Genomic DNA, 18,723 nt, shown 5'->3' with positions numbered 1-18,723 from the left:
CCCGACTCAGATGCAGAAACTCTTCAGCGACATAGACAACTACCTCTCGGCAGAGGACCGGCTCGCGTTCCGGGTCCGGCTCGATGCGGCGCATCCGGTCTACGCAGGGCACTTCCCCGGCAACCCCGTGCTGCCGGGCGTCTGCACGCTGCAGATCGTCCGGGAGTGTCTGGAGCGCGGCACGGGACGCAGGCACCGCTTCACGGCGATCCGCGAATGCAAGTTCCTCGGCATGATCGTTCCGCAGGCGGACACTCTGCTCGACATAGACATCCGCCTCGCAGACGACGGCACGGCGGCGAAAAAAGTGACCTGCGTCGTCACGAACAACGAAAAAACGGTCCTCAAACTCAAGGCGACCGCCACCCCCAAACCATGAACGACCGGAACGACATACTGGCGGTGATCCCGACCTACAACAACGAAAAAACCGTCGCCCGCGTGATCGCCGACGTGCGCCGCTACTGCGCGCACGTGCTGGTCGTAAACGACGGCTCGACCGATTCGACGGCGCAGATACTGGCCGCCGAGGGCGTCGGGACCATCTCCTACGCCCCGAACCGCGGCAAAGGGTACGCCATACGCCGGGCACTGCGCTATGCCGAAGAACACGGCTACCGCTACATGATAACGATCGACTCGGACGGACAGCACTTCGCGTCGGACATCCCGAAGTTCGTCGAAGAGATCGAAAAGACGCCCGACGCGCTGCTGGTAGGCGCCCGGAACCTCCGCTCGGACAACATGCCGGGCAAGAACACCTTCGCCAACAAATTCTCGAACTTCTGGTTCCGCGTCGAGACCGGCATGCGGCTCGACGACACCCAGTCGGGATTCCGGCTCTATCCCGTACGGCGGATGGAGGGCATGCGGTTCCTGACGCGCCGCTACGAATTCGAAGTCGAGGTGCTGGTGCGGGCCGCATGGCGGGGAATCGCCGTGCGCAACATCCCCGTCAACGTCTTCTACCCCGAAAAGGACGAACGCGTAACGCACTTCCGGCCGGGCAAGGATTTCACGCGCATCAGCATCCTCAACACGTTCCTCGTGCTGGGCGCCCTGCTGTTCTACTATCCGTGGCGGTTCCTGCGCTCGCTCACCAAAGAGAATATCCGGCGTTTCGTGGCGGACAACATCACCCGTTCGCGGGATTCGAATCCGCAGCTGGCCGCTTCGATCGGGCTGGGGATCTTCTTCGGCATCGCCCCGCTGTGGGGCTACCAAATGATCGCGGCGGGGGTTACGGCCCACTTCACACGGCTCAACAAGGCCGTGGCGATACTCAGCTCGAACATCAGCATCCCGCCGATGATCCCCTTCATCCTCTACGGCAGCTACTGGACCGGCGCGCAGGTACTGCGGCGCGCAATGCCGCTGTCGCTGTCGGACATCACGCTCGAAAGGGCCGCCGCCGACATGTTCCAGTACGTCGTGGGCAGTTTCGTCATGGCCGCCGTATGCGCGGTCGCGGCCGCGGCGGTCAGCTACGCCCTGCTCGTCTTCTGTAAACGCACGCCCCGCCATGAATAAGTTCTTCATCGCCCTGTACGACTTCTTCGAATCCCGCCGCACGCTGCTCTATGCGCTGCTGGGAGTGCTGGTCGTGGCGATGGCCTCAGCCGCACTGCGGCTGCGGTTCAGCGAGAACATCACCGGATTCTTCCCCGACGGGGAGCGGAAGGCGGCCGCGGCGTTCTCGAACCTGAAGATCAAGGACAAGATCGCCGTGATGATAAATGCCGGCGAGGATGCGGCCGACAAGACCGACGAGATGATGGCCTGCGCCGATTCGCTGGCGGCGCGGCTCAACGCCGACACGCTTTTCAGGCGTTATGCCGAAGTCGAAGCGACCTTCGGCAGCGAACTGGCGGACGGCATGCGGTCGTTCCTGCAGGGCAACCTGCCGCTGCTGCTTTCGGAAGCGGATTACGCCCGCATGGACACGCTCGTCACCCCGCGGGGCATCGCGCAGGCGATGGAGGGCAACTACCGCCGCCTGCTGTCGCCCGTCGGGGGATTTATCGACGAATATATCTACGACGATCCGCTGGGGCTGTCGTTCGGCGCGCTGGGCAAGCTGCAGGAGCTGAACATCGGAGGCAACTACACGCTCTGCGACGACTACCTCTTCTCGAAGGACATGACCACGCTGCTGGTCTTCATATCACCGAACTACCAGAGCGGCGACACGGGCGTCGGCGACCGGCTGATCGAGCGGATCGAGTCGGCGCTGGAGGAGCTGAACGCCGAATACGCCGCCGCAGGAATCACGGCGGACTATTACGGCGGACCCGCCGTGGCGGCCTACAACGCCCGCCAGATCAAGCGCGACATGATGCTGACGCTCAACGTCGCCATCCTGATCATCGTGGCGTTCATCACCCTCTCGTTCCGCAACAAGTTCGCGGTCCTGCTGGCCCTGATTCCCGTGGCGGGCGGCGCGCTGTTCGCGCTGGCGCTCATGTCGCTGACGTGCCATACGATTTCGTCGATCGCCGTAGGTGCGGGGACCGTCGTAATGGGCATCGCGCTGAGCTATTCGATCCACATACTCTGCCATGCGAACCACTGCCACGACCCGCGGCAGATCATCCGCGATCTGGCCTATCCGCTGACCATCGGCAGCATAACGACCATCGGCGCCTTCGCGGGACTGCTCTTCACCGATTCGCAGCTGCTGCGCGACTTCGGGCTGTTCGCATCGCTGACGCTGGTCGGAACGACGCTTTTCAGTCTGGTGCTGCTTCCCCACCTGATCCGTAAGGAGAAACGCGGGGGGGGGTCCGCCGTGCTGGAACGGGTGGAACGGCTCACGGGAATGCGTCCCGACCGGAACCGCCCGCTGGTGGCGGCGATCCTGCTGCTCACGTTCATATGTCTCTTCTTCTTCAACCGCATCGGCTTCGACAGCGACATGATGCACCTGAACTACGACCCGCCCCGGCTGGCCGCCGCGCAGCAGCGGCTGAGCAGGCTGACCGACGAAGACGGCGAACGGTCGAAGGTGCTCTTCATTACCACGGCCGACACGCCGGGCGAAGCCGTCGCGAGCTACCTGCGCATGGGCCGGCGGCTCGACTCGCTCAAACAGGCCGGGAAAATCGACTCCCACGCCGGCATCGCATCGTTCGTGGTGGACAGCGCCGAACAGCAGCGGCGGCTGGAGCGGTGGCGCCGGTTCTGGACTCCGCAGCGGCGGGAAGCGGTGCGCGCGGGGATTCGAGAGGCGGAAAAACGCTACGGTTTCGCCGACGGCGCGTTCGACGGCGCACTGAAGCTGGCCGAAAAGGAGTACGCCCCGCTCGACTACGCGTCCGCGGCGGCGCGCGAGGTATTCCGCGAGTGGATCGACGGACAGGAGAAGTCTCCCATCTTCCTGAGCCATGTGACGCTGGCTGACAGCTGCAAGCACGAGGTATACGCGGCGTTCTCGGCGACGGACGACATCGTAGCCGCCGACCGGGCGTTCTACGCCGGGAAAATGGCGCGGAGCGTGAACCGCAACTTCTACCTGATACTCTCGATCTCGTCGATACTGGTCACCGCGGCGCTGTTCCTCTGCTACGGCCGGATCGAACTGACGCTCATGTCGCTGCTGCCGATGGCCGTCGGGTGGGTCATCATCCTCGGACTGATGGCCATGCTGGGCATCGAGTTCAACATCGTGACGATCATCCTCTCGACCTTCATATTCGGCATCGGCGACGACTTCAGCATCTTCATCATGGACGGACTGCTGAGCGAATACAAAACCGGGCGCAGGATGCTCGACACGCACAAGACGGCCATCTTCTTCTCGGCCTTCACGGTCGTCGTGGGACTCGGAGCGCTGATCTTCGCGCGGCATCCGGCGCTCCATTCGCTGGCACTGATCTCGCTCTTCGGCATCGTCGCCGTGGTGCTGGTATCCTACACCGTACAGCCCGTGCTGTTCCGGATGCTCGTCTCGTCGCAGACCGAAAAAGGCGGCGCGCCCTACACGCTGGGCAGCCTCATCAACACCCTCTACGCATTCGGGCTGTTCGTGACGGGATGCCAGCTGCTGCAGGCGCTGATCTTCACGCTCTGGCCGCTGCCGATGGCGCGACGACGCAAGCAGCGCATCGTGCAGTGGTCGATCCACCATATGACGCGGGGATTCCTGCGGGCGATGGTCACCACCAAAACCATACGCCTGAACGACACGGGCGAAACGTTCGCCGAACCGGCGGTGGTGATCGCCAACCACCAGTCGTTCATCGACATCCTCGTACTGCTGAGCATCTGCCCCAAGGCGGTGATGGTGACCAACGGCTGGGTGTGGCGTTCGCCGGTCTTCGGGCGCATCGTCCGCTATCTGGGCTTCTACCACGCCGCAGACGGGTACGAACGCCTCGCTCCCGCGCTCGCGCAGAAGGTCGCAGAGGGTTACAGCGTCATCGTCTTCCCCGAAGGCACGCGCTCGGCCGACGGCAGGATCAAGCGTTTCCACAAGGGCGCCTTCTACCTCGCGGCGGAGTTAGGACTGGACATCCTGCCGATATGTCTCTACGGCAACGGCATGATCTCGTCCAAACGCCAGCCCATCTACATCAAGCACGGACTGGTCGTGAGCCGCATCCTGCCGCGCACGGCCTGCGGCGACCCCGCGGACTACTCCGCGCAGGCCAAGTCCGCATGCCGCCAGATGCGCCGCGAGTACCGCAAACTCTACGAGACCTACAACCGGCCCTGCAACCCCTATTTCCGCGACATGCTCATCAAAAGCTACACCTACAAAGGCCCCGTGCTGGAGTGGTACATGCGGGTCAAGATACGGCTGGAGAAGTGCTACACGCTCTTCGACCGCATCGTGCCGCGCGAAGGGACCGTCGTGGACCTCGGCTGCGGATACGGACCGCTGAGCTACATGCTCGCCATGCTCTCGGACCGCCGCCGCATCGTGGGCGTGGATTACGACGCGGAGAAGATCGAAACGGCGCGGCACAGCTTCCTGCGGCGGCCCGAAACGGAGTTCGTCCACGCCGACCTGCGCACGGCGGAGCTGCCCGAAGCCGATGCGTTCCTGCTGCTCGACGTACTGCACTACATGCAGCCCGAAGAGCAGCGCGGGCTGATCGAACGCTGTGCGGCGCGGCTCAAGGCGGGCGGGCGGATCATCATCCGCGACGGCGACGCGGGGAAGGCCGAACGGCACAAGACGACGGCCATGACCGAAGTGTGGTCCACGAAGATCGTCGGATTCAACAAGACCGACGGCGAGCTGCACTTCACCTCGACGCCGGAACTGCAGCAGACGGCCCGCAGGCTGGGGCTGGAGATCCACGCGGCGCACACGGACGCGCACACGTCGAATACGGTTTACATACTGACCCGACCGGAATAAGATGCAGGAGGAGTTCGACATAATCGTCATCGGCAGCGGGCTGGGCGGACTGGAATGCGGCGTCATGCTGAGCCGCGAAGGGATGGGCGTCTGCATAGTCGAACAGGCGGCGGTCCCCGGCGGCTGCCTGCAGTCGTTCCGCCGCCGCGGCCATTCCATCGACACGGGGATGCACTACGTGGGCAGCATGCAGCAGGGCGGCATCATGCGCCGCTATTTCGACTATTTCGGCATCGGGGATTCGCTCGAAATACGGCCGCTCGACGAAGCGTTCGACATCGTATCGCCGGGCGGAGCCGGAGAGTTCGCCTACATGCACGGCTACGACGAATTCCGGCGGCACCTGACCTCCCTCTTCCCGCGCGAAGCGGCGGGAATCGCCCGCTACTGCGACAAAATCAGGGAGATAGGAGACAGCATAGGCGTTGAAGTGCACCGTTCGGGACGGCTGTCGTCCGGCGGGGTGAAATACCTCGGTGCATCGGCGGCGGAGTTCATCGGCGAATGCGTCGCCGACCCGCTGCTGCGCAGCGTTCTGGCCGGGACCAACCCCCTCTACGGCGGGGTTCGGGAGCGTTCGCCGCTCTACCACCACGCCATGATAAACCATTCGAACATCGAAGGCGCCTGCCGTTTCGCCGGCGGGACGCAGCATATCGCCGACGCGCTGGCGGCCAGAATCCGCGAGCACGGCGGTACGATCCTCACCGGATGCCGGGCAAGCGCGCTCCATACCGAAGGCAGGCGCATCACGGGCGTGGAACTCGCCGACGGCAGGATACTGCGGGCGAAGAGCGTCATTTCGGCCATCCATCCCGCGGCGACGTTCGGCCTGATCGGGCCGACGCCGGTTCTGCGCCCGGCATTCCGCGACCGGATGGCCGCCATGCCGGGCACGTACGGCCTTTTCTCGGTGTATCTGCTGCTCCGGCCGCAAAGTTTTCCCTATATCAACCGCAACCTCTATTATTACGCCGAGGGCGGAGACGTCTGGGATACGCTCTTCGACACGGAGGCCATGCGTCCGAAAATGGTATTGTTCAGCGCGCAGCCGCCGTGCGCCGATCCGGCATGGAGCGAAGTGGTGACGCTGATGGCCCCGATCGCCACCGACATCTGGTCGGCATGGAGCGGATCGGCGCCGGGCCGCCGTCCCGAAGCGTATACGGCCCTGAAAACGGCCGTCGCGGAGCATCTGACGGACTTCGTCTGCGAGCGGCTGCCCGGCCTGCGGGCGGCGATCGAACAGACGTACGCGGCCACGCCCCTCACCTACCGGCATTACACCGGAATCCCCCACGGGGCTGCCTACGGCCTGCAGAAAGACTGCCGCAACGTCATGGCGACCTGCATTCCCGTACGGACGAAATTCGAAAACCTGCTGCTCACGGGGCAGAACCTGACGGTTCACGGCGCGATCGGGGTAACGCTCTCGGCGGCGGCGACCTGCGCCGAGCTGCTGGGCACGGAATATCTGGCTAAAAAAATAGGCGACGCATGAAACGATTTCTCAAATACACGCTCATCACGCTCCTTGCGCTTCCGCTGCTGGCGGCGGCGTTCCTCTGGGGACTCTACCTCACGGCCGACATGGAGCCGCCCGCGATGACCGTAGACACGGCGGCCTACCGCGTCGCGGACCACGGCGGCTACACCTCGTGCCGCGGAAGTTTCCTGCGCCATAACAGATACGGTCTCTGGGAGCTTTACACGGCCGGGTCGCCCGAAGAGTCGGGAGCGGCGGCTGGAGCGCTCACGGCCGGGCTGATGCGCTATCAGGAGCAGGTTTTCGTGGACCAGATCCGCGAATTCATCCCTTCGGACGGTTACCTGAAGTTCCTGCGGGGCCTGATCGTGATCTTCAACCGCAATCTGGGACGGCACGTCCCCGAAGAGTACCGGCGCGAGATATACGCCCGGTCGCTCTACTGCTCGCACGACTTCGACGCCATAGGCACCCCTTACGAGCGTCAGCTCAACTACCATGCGGCGCACGACATCGGGCACGCCATGAGCCAGTACATGCTCGTCGGGTGCAGTTCGTTCGCGGCATGGGGCGGCATGAGCGCCGACGGGGAGCTGGTGGTCGGCCGCAATTTCGACTTCTACATGGGCGACGACTTCGCCCGCCACAAAATCGTCACCTTCTGCCGTCCGCAGGCCGGGCACCCTTTCGTCAGCATCGGCTGGGCCGGGATGATCGGCGTACTGTCGGGCATGAACGACAAGGGGCTGACCGTGACGATCAACGCCGCCAAAGGTCCCGTTCCGCTCTCGGCGGCGACCCCGATTTCGATCCTCGCGCGCGAAATCCTGCAGCATGCGGCCACGATCGGCGAAGCCCTCGAAATCGCCCGCCGCCGCGACACCTTCGTCAGCGAATCGCTGCTCGTCGCATCGGCGCGCGACGGAAGGGCCGCAATCATCGAGAAGACGCCCCGCAAGACCGCCCTGTACGAAAGCGGCGGCGAATACCTCGTCTGCACGAACCATTACCAGTCGACCGAACTGGCCGGCGACGAATACAACCTCGAAAACCTCGCCCGGACGGACAGCCCCTGCCGCTTCGCACGGCTGGAGGAGCTGACGGCGGCAAACGCGCCGCTCACACCTCAGGCGGCCGTGGCCATGCTGCGCGACCAGCGGGGCGAAGGCGGCGCGGACATCGGCGTCGGAAACGACTGCTCGGTCAACCAGTCGATCGCCCACCACTCGGTCGTATTCCGGCCCTCGGCGTTGAAAATGTGGGTTTCGACCTCGCCGTGGCAGGGCGGCGCCTATATCTGCTACGATCTGGGAGCCGTCATGCGCGATCCCGATCCGGCCGCAGAGCTTTGCGACGCGGCGCAGGAGATAGCCGCCGACACGGCCTACCTCGCGCACGACTATCCGCGCGTGGTGGTATACAGGCGGCTGGGCGGAGAAATCCGCAAAGCCATGCGGGAAGAGACCGCCGCCGACGCCGCGACGCTCGACCGTTTCGAACGGACCAATCCGCAGAATTTCCACACATGGAAACTGCTGGGAGAATACTACCGCTCGCAGGGCGACGACCTCCGGGCGGCGCAATGCTTCGACAAGGCGCTGCAGAGCGGAATCCCGCGCACCGACGAGCGGGAAGCGGTTGAAAGACTAAAATCGGAATGTAAGCCATGATAAGAAATCCGGAAATACAATTCGCATCGGCGGATGCGATCGCCGCGTTCCAGCAGGAACGCCTGCGCGAAGAGATCGCCTATCTGTACGAAAATTCACCCTACTACCGGCGCATGTTCGACCACTGCGGCGCGCGTCCGGGCGACATCCGCACGCAGGAGGACCTGCGGCGGCTGCCGGTGACCACCAAGACCGACCTGCAGCTCCACCCGCAGGATTTCATCTGCGTACCCCGCAGCCGCATCATCGACTACGTGACCACTTCGGGAACGCTCGGCGACCCGGTGACGTTCGCCCTCACGGAGGAGGACCTCGACCGGCTGGCCTACAACGAAGCCGAATCCTTCACCACGGCGGGATGCACGCCGGAGGACGTGCTGCAGCTGATGACCACCATCGACCGCCGCTTCATGGCGGGGCTGGCCTATTTTCTGGGCGCGCGGAAGCTCCGGTGCGGCGTGATCCGCGTCGGGAACGGCATTCCCGAACTGCAGTGGGACACCATACGGCGCATCGGCCCCACGGGCTGCATCGTCGTGCCGTCGTTCCTGACAAAACTGGTCGCCTATGCCGAGGAGCACGGCATCGACTACCGCCGCTCGTCGCTGCGCCGTGCGATCTGCATCGGCGAAGCGCTGCGCGACACCGCCTTCGGCAACAACACGCTGGGGGCCAAGATTACCGAGCTGTGGCCTGAACTGGAGCTCTTCTCGACCTACGCTTCGACCGAGATGCAGACCTCGATCACCGAGTGCGGGCACCATTGCGGCGGCCACGTGCCGGCCGACCTGATTCTGGTGGAGCTGCTCGACGAGCAGAACAACCCCGTCGCCGAAGGCGAGGAGGGAGAGGTCGTCATTACGACGCTCGGCGTGCGGGGCATGCCGCTGCTGCGCTTCCGCACGGGCGACATCTGCATCGGATACACGGAGCGGTGCGCCTGCGGACGCGGCACGATGCGGCTTTCGTCGGTCATCGGCCGAAAGGGGCAGATGATCAAGTTCAAGGGCACGACGCTCTATCCGCCCGCGCTGTACGACATACTGGAGAACATTCCGGGCGTGAGCAACTACATCATCGAGGTCTTCACGGGCAGTCTGGGCACCGACCAGATCGTGCTGCGCATCGGCAGCGCGCGCCGCGACGAAGCTTTCGAAAAGGAGATAAAGGACACGTTCCGCTCGAAAGTGCGCGTCGCCCCGGAGGTGGTTTTCGAACCCGTGGAGTACATTGCGAAAAAACAGATGCCCCAGATTAGCCGGAAACAAATTAAATTCGTAGATTTACGCGAACAAACCAAATAAAAAATCCGACAATGAAAAAGTTACTGGCCATGGCATTGTGCCTCGTCGCAGTCAGCGGCTACGCCCAGAAGGGAAAAGAGAAGATCGCAGCCGATTTCTACGGCGTGGATTACAGCTGCGTCAACGTCAAAGGCGCCGACGAGGAACCGGGCGCCTTCATCAAGGCGTTCGAAGCCATCAACAGGCTCTTCCTGAGCGAACCGAAGAAATACGACGTGGCAGGGTTCACCGGCATCGACATCCTCTCGACCGGCGTAGAGCAGGCCAACGAATCGCTCGGCGCACTGGCCGCAGAGCAGTTCACGCCCCGCAGCGCAGCAACCGACTGGCAGACGCAGCTGCCGCAGATCGTCGCCCGCTACGACAACGGTTCGGGCAACAAGGGGCTGGTGCTGGTCGCCACGACGCTCGACAAGGGCAACGGTCTGGGCTACTACACCGCAGTGCTGTTCGATCCCGCGACGCACGAGATAATCACCCAGATGGACATGGTCGGCAAGCCCGGCGGCTTCGGCCTGCGCAACTACTGGGCAGGTTCGGTTTACAACGCCCTCAAAAAACAGGGAAAATACCTGACCAAGTAGGAGAGGTCCCGTCCTGAAACGATCCCTGCACGTCTCCGTGCAGGGATTTTTCATTGCCCGGCGGAACCGGAACCGCGCAGGCCGTGCACGGCGGACCATTGAAATTCGATACGAAACAGCGGAAGAGTTCCGGTCGGGCCGGAAGTTTCACAACGAAAGATTATGCGGCGGTTTTTTGACCGCAACGCAATTTTTTTCGTAACTTTATCCCCACACAACGAAAATGCGCTGTACGCGTGTGCACGCATTATCCTAAACGTAACCGACTCAAACCTATGAAAAAACTGCTGAAACCGCTCTTCACGGCCCTGTTCGCGGGCATGGTCTGCACCGGCGCCAAGGCCGCCGAACCGCAGGTCATCAACATCCGGACCAACGACCTTTCGATGGTCATGAGCGTCGCTCCGAACGGCGAAGTGCTGTTCCACCACTTCGGAGGACGCATCGACGACGCATCGCCCGCCGCAGGCATCAAAAGCTACCGCCGCACGGACCACGGCACCGACAACCTCGCCTACTCGACGATGGGCGGCCGCAACTTCCGCGAACCCGCGCTGCGCGTGACCCACGCCGACGGGGACATGAACACCGAACTGCGTTACGTGTCGCACGCCACGCGCACGCTGGCCGACAAGAACGTCAGCGAAACGGTCGTCAAACTCACCGACACCAATCAGGCGCTGGACGTCGAACTGGTCTATACGGCCTATGCCAAAGAGAACGTCATCACGACCCACACCGTGATCCGCAACCGCGAAAAGGGCGACGCCGTACTGCACGCCTTCTATTCGTCGTCGCTGCCCGTAAAGGCGCGCAGCTACCTGCTGACCCACCTCTACGGCTCATGGGCGCGCGAGAGCCAGACCGACCACACGCTGCTCACCCACGGCTCGAAGAGCATCGAGTCGCGCAAGCTGGTGCGCACGACGCACACCGAGAACCCGGCCTTCATGGTCACGCTCGACAGCGAAGCCTTCGACGAGAACTACGGCGAGGTGATCGCCGGCGCGCTGGCATGGAGCGGCAACTTCCGGCTCAACTTCGAGGTCGATGAATTCAACGTGCTCAACATCCTCGCGGGAGTCAACCCCTACGCTTCGGATTACACGCTCGCCAAGGGCGAATCGTTCACCACGCCCGAAATGGTCTACACCTACAGCTTCGAGGGCGCAGGCGGCGCGAGCCGCAGCCTGCACGACTGGGCGCGCAACTACGGCGTATGGCACGGCCATACGTACGCCCCGACGCTGCTCAACAGCTGGGAGGGCGCCTACTTCACGTTCGACGCCAAGACCCTGACGGACATGATCGACGACGCGGCGGACATGGGACTGGAAATGTTCGTGCTGGACGACGGATGGTTCGGCAACAAATATCCGCGCAACGATGCGAACGCCGGACTCGGCGACTGGCAGATCAACGCAAAAAAACTCCCCGAAGGCATCGACTACATCGCTTCGCACGCACACCGCAAAGGGCTGAAATTCGGCATCTGGATCGAGCCGGAGATGGTCAACCCCAAGAGCGAACTGGCCGAGAAACATCCTGACTGGATCGTCAGGTCGGGCGACCGCGAAATGCCCCGGATGCGCAACCAGTGGCTGCTGGACCTGACCAACCCCAAGGTGCAGGACTTCGTATTCTCGGTATTCGACAACACGATGAAGCTCTCGCCCAACATCGACTACATCAAATGGGACGCCAACCGCCATGCGGAGAACGCCGGATCGGAATTCCTGCCCAAAGACAGGCAGTCGCACTTCTGGATCGACTATGTGCAGGGATTCTACAAGGTCATGGAGCGCATCCGCGCCAAATATCCCGACGTGCTGATCCAAGCCTGCGCTTCGGGCGGCGGCCGCGTGGAGTACGGCGCGATGAAGTACTTCAACGAGGTGTGGACCAGCGACAACACCGAAGCGCTTTCGCGCGCCCGCATCCAGTACGGCACCAGCCTGTTCTACCCGGCGACGGTCATGGGCTCGCACGTCTCGGCCACGCCCAACCACCAGACCAGCAACATCACGCCGATCAAATTCCGCTTCGACATGGCCTGCGCGGGCCGTCTGGGCATGGAGTTGCAGCCCAAGCAGATGAACGCCGAGGAGAAGGCCTTCGCGCGCAAAGCCATCGAAAGCTACAAGGGATACCGCGACATCGTCATGGAGGGCGACCTCTACCGCATCGGCACGCCTTACGACGATACGGGCTACTACGGGGTGATGTACGTATCGAAAGACAAGAAAAAAGCCGTGCTGTTCACCTACTGCACCCTCTACCAGAGCCGCACGCTGGTTCCGAAATACCGGCTTTACGGACTCGACGCGCAGACCCGCTACAAGATCAGGGAGCAGAACGTCGATAAGAAACGGTTCTGGTTCGACGGCGGCACCTTCACCGGCGAATACCTCAACCATGCGGGCATCAACCCCAATCTGAACAAAATTTACGACAGCGCCGTATTCGTGCTCGAAGCCGAATAGCGCTCCCCGAAGGGGAGAAGCGCCTGCTCCGGAAAGCCTGCGGCCCTGTTATGGCCGCAGGCTTTTTCGTCGCCCGGCAAAGGGCCGGAGAAGCGGACGGCACAAGCGGGAAAAAACGGCGGGGACGGGACCGGATGGCGAAAGCGAAACCGGACGGCAGAAACGGGATCGGACGGCAGAAGCGGGATCGGACGGCAGAAGCGGGCGGAAAAAACACCCCTTCTGCGGCCGCCGGCGTACGATTCCGTAAAAATGGTATGACGAACCGTAATCGGGGTAGCCGGCAATAACGCGAAATCGAATATCTTTGCAATGTGGAATTACGGGCGGACCGCAAAAAGCGGTGCGGACCCGAAAAAACGGCATACGCTATGACGAAGGAACAGAAGGAGCAGACGGTCGGACTGCTGTTCGCCGAGAAGTGTTCGTGCGTCGTCCGCAACGGGGACGAAGTGCGGATTTTCCGCGAACGGGGCGTGAAGGACCTCTACAGGCTGCTGCGCGAGGAGCCGCAGCTGCTCGACGGGGCTTTCGTGGCCGACAAGGTGGTCGGCAAAGGCGCGGCGGCGCTGATGATTCTGGGCGGCGTGGAGGAGCTTTTCGCCGACGTGGTGAGCCGTGCGGCCCTCGACCTGTTCGCCGCCGCGGGAAAAGCAGTCGCCTACACGGTCGCCGTGCCCCATATCATCAACCGTGCGGACGACGGGATATGTCCCGTGGAGCGGCTCTGCGCCGAGGCGCAGACGGCCGGGGAGTGTCTGCCGCTGATCGAAGGATTCATCCGCAAAATGCAGGAGCGAAACGAATAGATAGGGTTCGCTACTGCCCGGCACAGGGATTTTCCGCTGGCGCAGCGACGGGATCGACGCCGGAACCCGACGCCCCGGACGACGCTCTTCGGGAGTGTGAACCTCGATTTTTAAAAACCGCACGAAAAGCACTGTTTTTGAATATGAACAAACAAAAGACAAAATGGAAACAACGGCTGTAAAACTCTATTCGCTCGATTACCGCGATGCGAAAACCTACCTCGCAGCGGCGCTCTTCGTCGCAGGCAACATCGTCCTGCCCCAAATCTGTCATTTGGTGCCGCAGGGCGGCCTGCGGTGGCTGCCGATCTACTTCTTCACGCTCGTCGGAGCCTACAAATACGGCTGGCGCGTGGGCCTGCTGACCGCCGTGCTGTCGCCGCTGGTCAACTCCGCGCTGTTCGGAATGCCCGCCGCGGCGGCATTGCCGGCGATTCTGCTCAAGTCCGTACTGCTGGCCGCAGCCGCCGGATTCGCCGCACGGCGGTTCGGCCGCGCGACGCTGCCGCTGCTGGCGGGCGTGGTGCTCTTCTACCAGACGGCGGGTACGCTGGGAGAATGGGCCTTCACGGGTTCGGCGGCCGCCGCCGTGCAGGATTTCCGCATCGGGATTCCCGGCATGCTCGCGCAGGCGGCGGGCGGTTACCTGATTATCAACTATCTGTTACGCAAATAAATCCAATCGACATGATCAATAGAATGTATGTGATCATACTGCTGTCGGTCCTGCCTTTGACGGCTTGCGGATCGGCTCAGGGCGGCGAAAAGACCGAAGCCCCCGAAGTATACTTCATCCGCGAGATCACACCCCGAAACATGGTGCGCATCTACGAAGCGCAGGAACGTCCCGCGACGGGAAAGGTCGCCGTCAAGCTCTCGACGGGCGAACCGGACGGGCACAATTACCTCAAACCGGAGCTGATAAAGGAGATCGTGACCAAAGTCGGCGGCACGATCGTCGAGTGCAACACCGCCTACGGCGGCGGACGCGCACACACGGAAGCGCACCTGAAGGCCGCCGCCGACCACGGTTTCACGGCCATCGCCCCGGTGGACATCATGGACGCCGACGGAGAGGTGAGCCTGCCGGTGAAAGGCGGAAGACACCTGAAAGAGAACTTCGTCGGCTCGCACTACCCCCGCTACGACTTCACGGTGGTGCTGTCGCACTTCAAGGGGCATGCGATGGGCGGCTTCGGCGGTGCGGTCAAGAACATCTCGATCGGCATCGCATCGTCGGCCGGGAAAGCGTGGATACACTCGGCGGGCAAGACCAAAAACGCCGCCGAAATGTGGAGCGACCTCCCGGCGCAGGACGACTTTCTGGAGTCGATGGCCGAGTCGGCCAAGTCGGTCGCCGACCACTGCGGCGACAGGATTCTCTACATCAGCGTGATGAACAACCTCTCGGTGGACTGCGACTGCGACGCGCATCCCGAAGAGCCGAAGATGGGCGACATCGGCATCCTCGCCTCGCTCGATCCCGTAGCGCTGGACAAGGCGTGCGTCGACATGGTATACGCATCGCCCGATCCGGGGAAATCGCACCTGATCGAGCGCATGGAGTCGCGCCACGGCATTCACACGCTCGAACACGCCGAAGCCATAGGGCTGGGTTCGCAGCAGTACCGACTCGTGGAACTGAAATAGCATGGAGTACAGGACACTGGGCCGCACGGGACTGCGCGTCAGCGCCGTGGCGCTGGGCTGCGAGGGATTTATGAACCGGCCGGAGGAAGAGGTGCGGGCAGACTTCGACTTCGCAATCGAAAACGGGATCAACTTCCTCGACCTCTACGCTTCGAACCCCGAACTGCGCAGCAGCATCGGCGCGGCACTGGCCGGGCGGCGCGAAGGGTTCGTCATACAGGGGCACCTCTGCTCGGTGTGGGAAGAGGGGCAGTATCTCCGCACGCGCGATCCGGAGAAGGCGCAGGCCGCATTCGACGACCTGCTCGCGCGGCTGGGGACGGATTACGTCGATATAGGCATGATCCACTACGTCGATGCCGAGGACGACCTGCGGAAGGTATTGGACGGGCCGATCCTGCAACTGGCACTGCGGCTCCGGTCGGAGGGGCGCCTGCGCCATATCGGCATCAGCAGCCACAACCCCGCCGTAGCGCGGCAGGCCGCGGGAACCGGACTGATCGACGTGCTGATGTTCTCGCTCAACCCCTGTTACGACCTGCTGCCGCCGAGCGACGACGTGGACACGCTCTGGGCCGACGAAAGCTATGCGCAGGAGCTGCACAACATCGACCCCGAACGCCAGCGGCTCTACGAATTCTGCGAACGCGAAGGCGTGGCGATCGACGTGATGAAGGCGTACGGCGGCGGGGACCTGCTGAGCGGGACCAACTCGCCGTTCGGGAAGCCGATGACACCGGTGCAGTGCATCGAATACGCCCTGACGCGCCCCGGCGTGGCGGCCGTGATGGCCGGATGCCGCAGCCGGACCGAAATCGAGGCGGCGCTCGCATGGTGTACGGCGACAGCCGCCCAGCGCGACTACACGCAGGCGCTGACAGGACTCGGCCGGTTCTCGTGGGAAGGACACTGCATGTACTGCGGCCACTGCGCCCCCTGCACGGCGGGGATCGACATCGCAAGCGTGAACAAATACTACAATCTGACGCTGGCGCAGGACGAAGTGCCCGAAACCGTGCGCGAACATTACAACCTGCTGGCGCACCACGCTTCGGAGTGCATCGCCTGCGGCCGCTGCCAGAGCAACTGTCCCTTCGGAGTCGATATCGTCGGCCGCATGCAGCTGGCGGCCGCGAAGTTCGGGTACTGATCCGCATTCCGGGGGAGGAGCGGGCGAAAAAGCGAATCCGGCGGCGGTTCCGGCTTCCGAAATCGCGACAATTTCCTATCTTTGCCGATCGACACACACCGACAATGACCGAACAAATCATAGCACAAAGACTCGGAATCGCCCTCCGGCAGGTGCAGGGCACGGTACGCCTGCTGCGCGACGGCGCGACGATACCCTTTATCAGCCGCTACCGCAAGGAGGCGACCGGTTCGCTCGACGAACTGCAGGTCGGGGCCGTCAAGGAGCAGCTGGACAAACTCACCGAACTCGAAGCACGCAAACAGACCGTCCTCTCGACGATCGGGGAGCAGGGCAAACTGACCGACGAACTTCGCAAACGCATCGAAGCGTGCTGGGAAGCCGTAGAGCTGGAGGATATTTACCTGCCTTACAAGCCCAAGCGGCGGACACGGGCGACCGTAGCGCGCGAACGCGGGCTGGAGCCGCTGGCAAACAGCATCATGGCGCAAAATTCGCACGACATCGCACGGCAGGCGCAGCGTTTCGTCACGGCCGACGTACCGACTCCGGAGGAGGCGATAGCCGGGGCGTGCGACATCATCGCCGAGCGGGTGTCGGAGGACGAGCGCGCCCGCAACAGCGTACGCCGCACGGCGGCCCGCGAAGGCGCAGTTCACTCCCGGCTCGTGAAAGGCAAGGAGCAGGAAGGGGTCAAATATTCGGACTACTTCGATGCGACGTCGCCGCTGCGCACCGTTTCATCGCACCGCTTTCTGGCCATGCGCCGCGGCATGGACGAAGGAGTCCTGAAGATCTCGGTGGAGATGGACGCCGACCGCATTACGGAAGGGCTTTGCCGCCAGTTCGTACGCCACGGCTCGGCGACGCGCGAATGGATGGAAGCTGCCGTCGCGGACTCGTTCAAACGTCTGATACGGCCCTCGATCGAGACCGAACTGCTGGCGGCGGCCAAGGAGAAGGCCGACGACGAAGCGATCCGGGTATTCGCCGAAAACCTGCGGCAGCTGCTGCTCTCGGCGCCGCTCGGACAGAAGCGCATCATCGCCGTCGACCCCGGATTCCGCACGGGCTGCAAAGTCGTGGCGCTCGATTCGCAGGGCAACCTGCTGCACAACACCACCGTCTATCCCCATCCGCCGCAGAACCGTTACGCCGAAGCCGCCGAAACGCTGCGGTCGCTGGCGGCCCGGTACAAGGCCGAAGCCTTCGCCATAGGCGACGGCACGGCAGGGCGCGAGACCGAACAGCTGGTCCGCGGACTGGGGCTGGAGGGCGTCGGGGTGTTCATGGTGAGCGAGGACGGCGCATCGGTCTACTCGGCGTCGGCCGCGGCCCGCGAAGAGTTCCCCGATCACGACGTGACCGTTCGCGGCGCAGTCAGCATCGGCCGCAGGCTGATGGACCCGCTGTCGGAGCTGGTGAAGATCGACCCAAAGTCGATCGGCGTGGGACAATACCAGCACAGCGTCGATCAGTCCAAGCTCAGGGCCAGACTGGTCACGGTGGTCGAGAGCTGCGTGAACAAGGTCGGCGTGAACATCAACACCGCATCGAAGCATATTCTGACCTACATATCCGGTCTGGGGCTTGCGCTGGCCGAAAACATCGTCGCATACCGCGCCGCGAACGGCGATTTCAAAGACCGGAAAAGCCTGCTGAAAGTGCCGCGTCTGGGCGCCAAAGCCTACGAGCAGGCGGCGGGATTCCTGCGCGTGGTAGGCGGCAGGAATCCGCTCGACAACAGCGCCGTGCACCCGGAGTCGTATCATATCGTGGAGCGGATGGCCGCCGACGCGGGCGTGACGGTCGAGCAACTGCTGGCGGACAAGGAGCTGCGCAAAGGCATAAAACCCGAAAGATACGTGGACGCCGAGGTGGGGCTGCCGACCGTGACGGACATTCTCGAAGCGCTCGACAAGCGGGGTCTCGACCCGCGCGAACAGTTGCAGGCATTCTCGTTCGACCCCGACGTGCACTCGGTCGCCGACCTGCGCGAAGGCATGACGCTGCCCGGCATCGTCACCAACATCACGGCCTTCGGCGCGTTCGTCGATATCGGCATCAAGCAGGACGGGCTGGTGCATATCTCGCAGCTGGCCGACCGCTACGTCGCATCGCCGGCCGATGTCGTCCATTTGGGACAGCACGTCGAAGTCCGCGTGACGGGCATCGACACGGTCCGCAACCGCATTGCACTGTCGATGCGCAAGAACGGCTGA

General features: G+C 63.2%; 13 protein-coding genes. All 13 read left to right on the top strand.

Annotated elements, in window-relative coordinates:
* Positions 1 to 10 precede the first annotated feature (10 nt).
* The 13 genes from ALFI_RS07520 to ALFI_RS07455 all read left to right on the top strand — a co-directional run bounded on the left by ALFI_RS07520 (position 11) and on the right by ALFI_RS07455 (position 18,723).
* Positions 11 to 379: an ApeI family dehydratase gene (locus ALFI_RS07520; RefSeq protein ID WP_014775380.1), complete on the top strand. Its 369-nt coding sequence runs from the start codon at positions 11 to 13 to the stop codon at positions 377 to 379.
* Complete coding sequence (locus tag ALFI_RS07515; protein WP_014775379.1) at positions 376 to 1,530, top strand: DUF2062 domain-containing protein; 1,155 nt, start codon at positions 376 to 378, stop codon at positions 1,528 to 1,530. The genes ALFI_RS07520 and ALFI_RS07515 overlap by 4 nt, the downstream gene beginning before the upstream one ends.
* On the top strand, positions 1,523 to 5,365 hold the full coding sequence (locus ALFI_RS07510) for a trifunctional MMPL family transporter/lysophospholipid acyltransferase/class I SAM-dependent methyltransferase (RefSeq protein WP_014775378.1): 3,843 nt from the start codon (positions 1,523 to 1,525) through the stop codon (positions 5,363 to 5,365). Before ALFI_RS07515 ends, ALFI_RS07510 begins: the two co-directional genes overlap by 8 nt.
* A gap of 1 nt (position 5,366) precedes the next feature.
* Positions 5,367 to 6,866, top strand: coding sequence for a phytoene desaturase family protein (locus tag ALFI_RS07505; RefSeq protein WP_014775377.1), 1,500 nt, complete (start codon positions 5,367 to 5,369; stop codon positions 6,864 to 6,866).
* Positions 6,863 to 8,521, top strand: coding sequence for a C45 family peptidase (locus ALFI_RS07500; RefSeq protein ID WP_014775376.1), 1,659 nt, complete (start codon positions 6,863 to 6,865; stop codon positions 8,519 to 8,521). The genes ALFI_RS07505 and ALFI_RS07500 overlap by 4 nt, the downstream gene beginning before the upstream one ends.
* Positions 8,518 to 9,825: a flexirubin biosynthesis putative acyl-CoA ligase FlxY gene (flxY, locus tag ALFI_RS07495; protein ID WP_014775375.1), complete on the top strand. Its 1,308-nt coding sequence runs from the start codon at positions 8,518 to 8,520 to the stop codon at positions 9,823 to 9,825. The genes ALFI_RS07500 and flxY overlap by 4 nt, the downstream gene beginning before the upstream one ends.
* A gap of 11 nt (positions 9,826 to 9,836) precedes the next feature.
* Positions 9,837 to 10,409 (top strand): hypothetical protein, encoded by a 573-nt coding sequence (locus tag ALFI_RS07490; protein ID WP_014775374.1) that lies wholly within the window; start codon positions 9,837 to 9,839, stop codon positions 10,407 to 10,409.
* 275 nt (positions 10,410 to 10,684) lie between these two features.
* Positions 10,685 to 12,892, top strand: a complete 2,208-nt coding sequence (locus ALFI_RS07485) for an alpha-galactosidase (protein ID WP_014775373.1) — start codon at positions 10,685 to 10,687, stop codon at positions 12,890 to 12,892.
* 371 nt (positions 12,893 to 13,263) lie between these two features.
* Positions 13,264 to 13,701: a DUF1893 domain-containing protein gene (locus ALFI_RS07475; RefSeq protein ID WP_014775372.1), complete on the top strand. Its 438-nt coding sequence runs from the start codon at positions 13,264 to 13,266 to the stop codon at positions 13,699 to 13,701.
* Between the two features lie 163 nt (positions 13,702 to 13,864).
* Positions 13,865 to 14,377, top strand: a complete 513-nt coding sequence (locus tag ALFI_RS07470) for a hypothetical protein (RefSeq protein ID WP_014775371.1) — start codon at positions 13,865 to 13,867, stop codon at positions 14,375 to 14,377.
* Positions 14,378 to 14,388: 11 nt separating this feature from the next.
* Entirely contained in the window at positions 14,389 to 15,351 is a 963-nt protein-coding gene (locus ALFI_RS07465) for a DUF362 domain-containing protein (RefSeq protein WP_014775370.1), read from the top strand.
* A 1-nt stretch (position 15,352) separates the two neighbouring features.
* Positions 15,353 to 16,501 carry an aldo/keto reductase gene (locus ALFI_RS07460; protein ID WP_014775369.1) on the top strand — a complete coding sequence of 383 codons (1,149 nt, stop codon included), beginning with the start codon at positions 15,353 to 15,355 and terminating at the stop codon, positions 16,499 to 16,501.
* A 104-nt stretch (positions 16,502 to 16,605) separates the two neighbouring features.
* Positions 16,606 to 18,723, top strand: coding sequence for a Tex family protein (locus ALFI_RS07455; RefSeq protein WP_014775368.1), 2,118 nt, complete (start codon positions 16,606 to 16,608; stop codon positions 18,721 to 18,723).

Source organism: Alistipes finegoldii DSM 17242, assembly GCF_000265365.1.
Classification (GTDB): domain Bacteria; phylum Bacteroidota; class Bacteroidia; order Bacteroidales; family Rikenellaceae; genus Alistipes; species Alistipes finegoldii.
This window is presented reverse-complemented; position numbering and strand designations above follow the sequence as displayed.

Coding starts and splice junctions, on each gene's coding strand:
- ALFI_RS07520 (WP_014775380.1), top strand. CDS start 11: ATGCAGAAACTCTTCAGCGACATAGACAACTACCTCTCGGCAGAGGAC.
- ALFI_RS07515 (WP_014775379.1), top strand. CDS start 376: ATGAACGACCGGAACGACATACTGGCGGTGATCCCGACCTACAACAAC.
- ALFI_RS07510 (WP_014775378.1), top strand. CDS start 1,523: ATGAATAAGTTCTTCATCGCCCTGTACGACTTCTTCGAATCCCGCCGC.
- ALFI_RS07505 (WP_014775377.1), top strand. CDS start 5,367: ATGCAGGAGGAGTTCGACATAATCGTCATCGGCAGCGGGCTGGGCGGA.
- ALFI_RS07500 (WP_014775376.1), top strand. CDS start 6,863: ATGAAACGATTTCTCAAATACACGCTCATCACGCTCCTTGCGCTTCCG.
- flxY (WP_014775375.1), top strand. CDS start 8,518: ATGATAAGAAATCCGGAAATACAATTCGCATCGGCGGATGCGATCGCC.
- ALFI_RS07490 (WP_014775374.1), top strand. CDS start 9,837: ATGAAAAAGTTACTGGCCATGGCATTGTGCCTCGTCGCAGTCAGCGGC.
- ALFI_RS07485 (WP_014775373.1), top strand. CDS start 10,685: ATGAAAAAACTGCTGAAACCGCTCTTCACGGCCCTGTTCGCGGGCATG.
- ALFI_RS07475 (WP_014775372.1), top strand. CDS start 13,264: ATGACGAAGGAACAGAAGGAGCAGACGGTCGGACTGCTGTTCGCCGAG.
- ALFI_RS07470 (WP_014775371.1), top strand. CDS start 13,865: ATGGAAACAACGGCTGTAAAACTCTATTCGCTCGATTACCGCGATGCG.
- ALFI_RS07465 (WP_014775370.1), top strand. CDS start 14,389: ATGATCAATAGAATGTATGTGATCATACTGCTGTCGGTCCTGCCTTTG.
- ALFI_RS07460 (WP_014775369.1), top strand. CDS start 15,353: ATGGAGTACAGGACACTGGGCCGCACGGGACTGCGCGTCAGCGCCGTG.
- ALFI_RS07455 (WP_014775368.1), top strand. CDS start 16,606: ATGACCGAACAAATCATAGCACAAAGACTCGGAATCGCCCTCCGGCAG.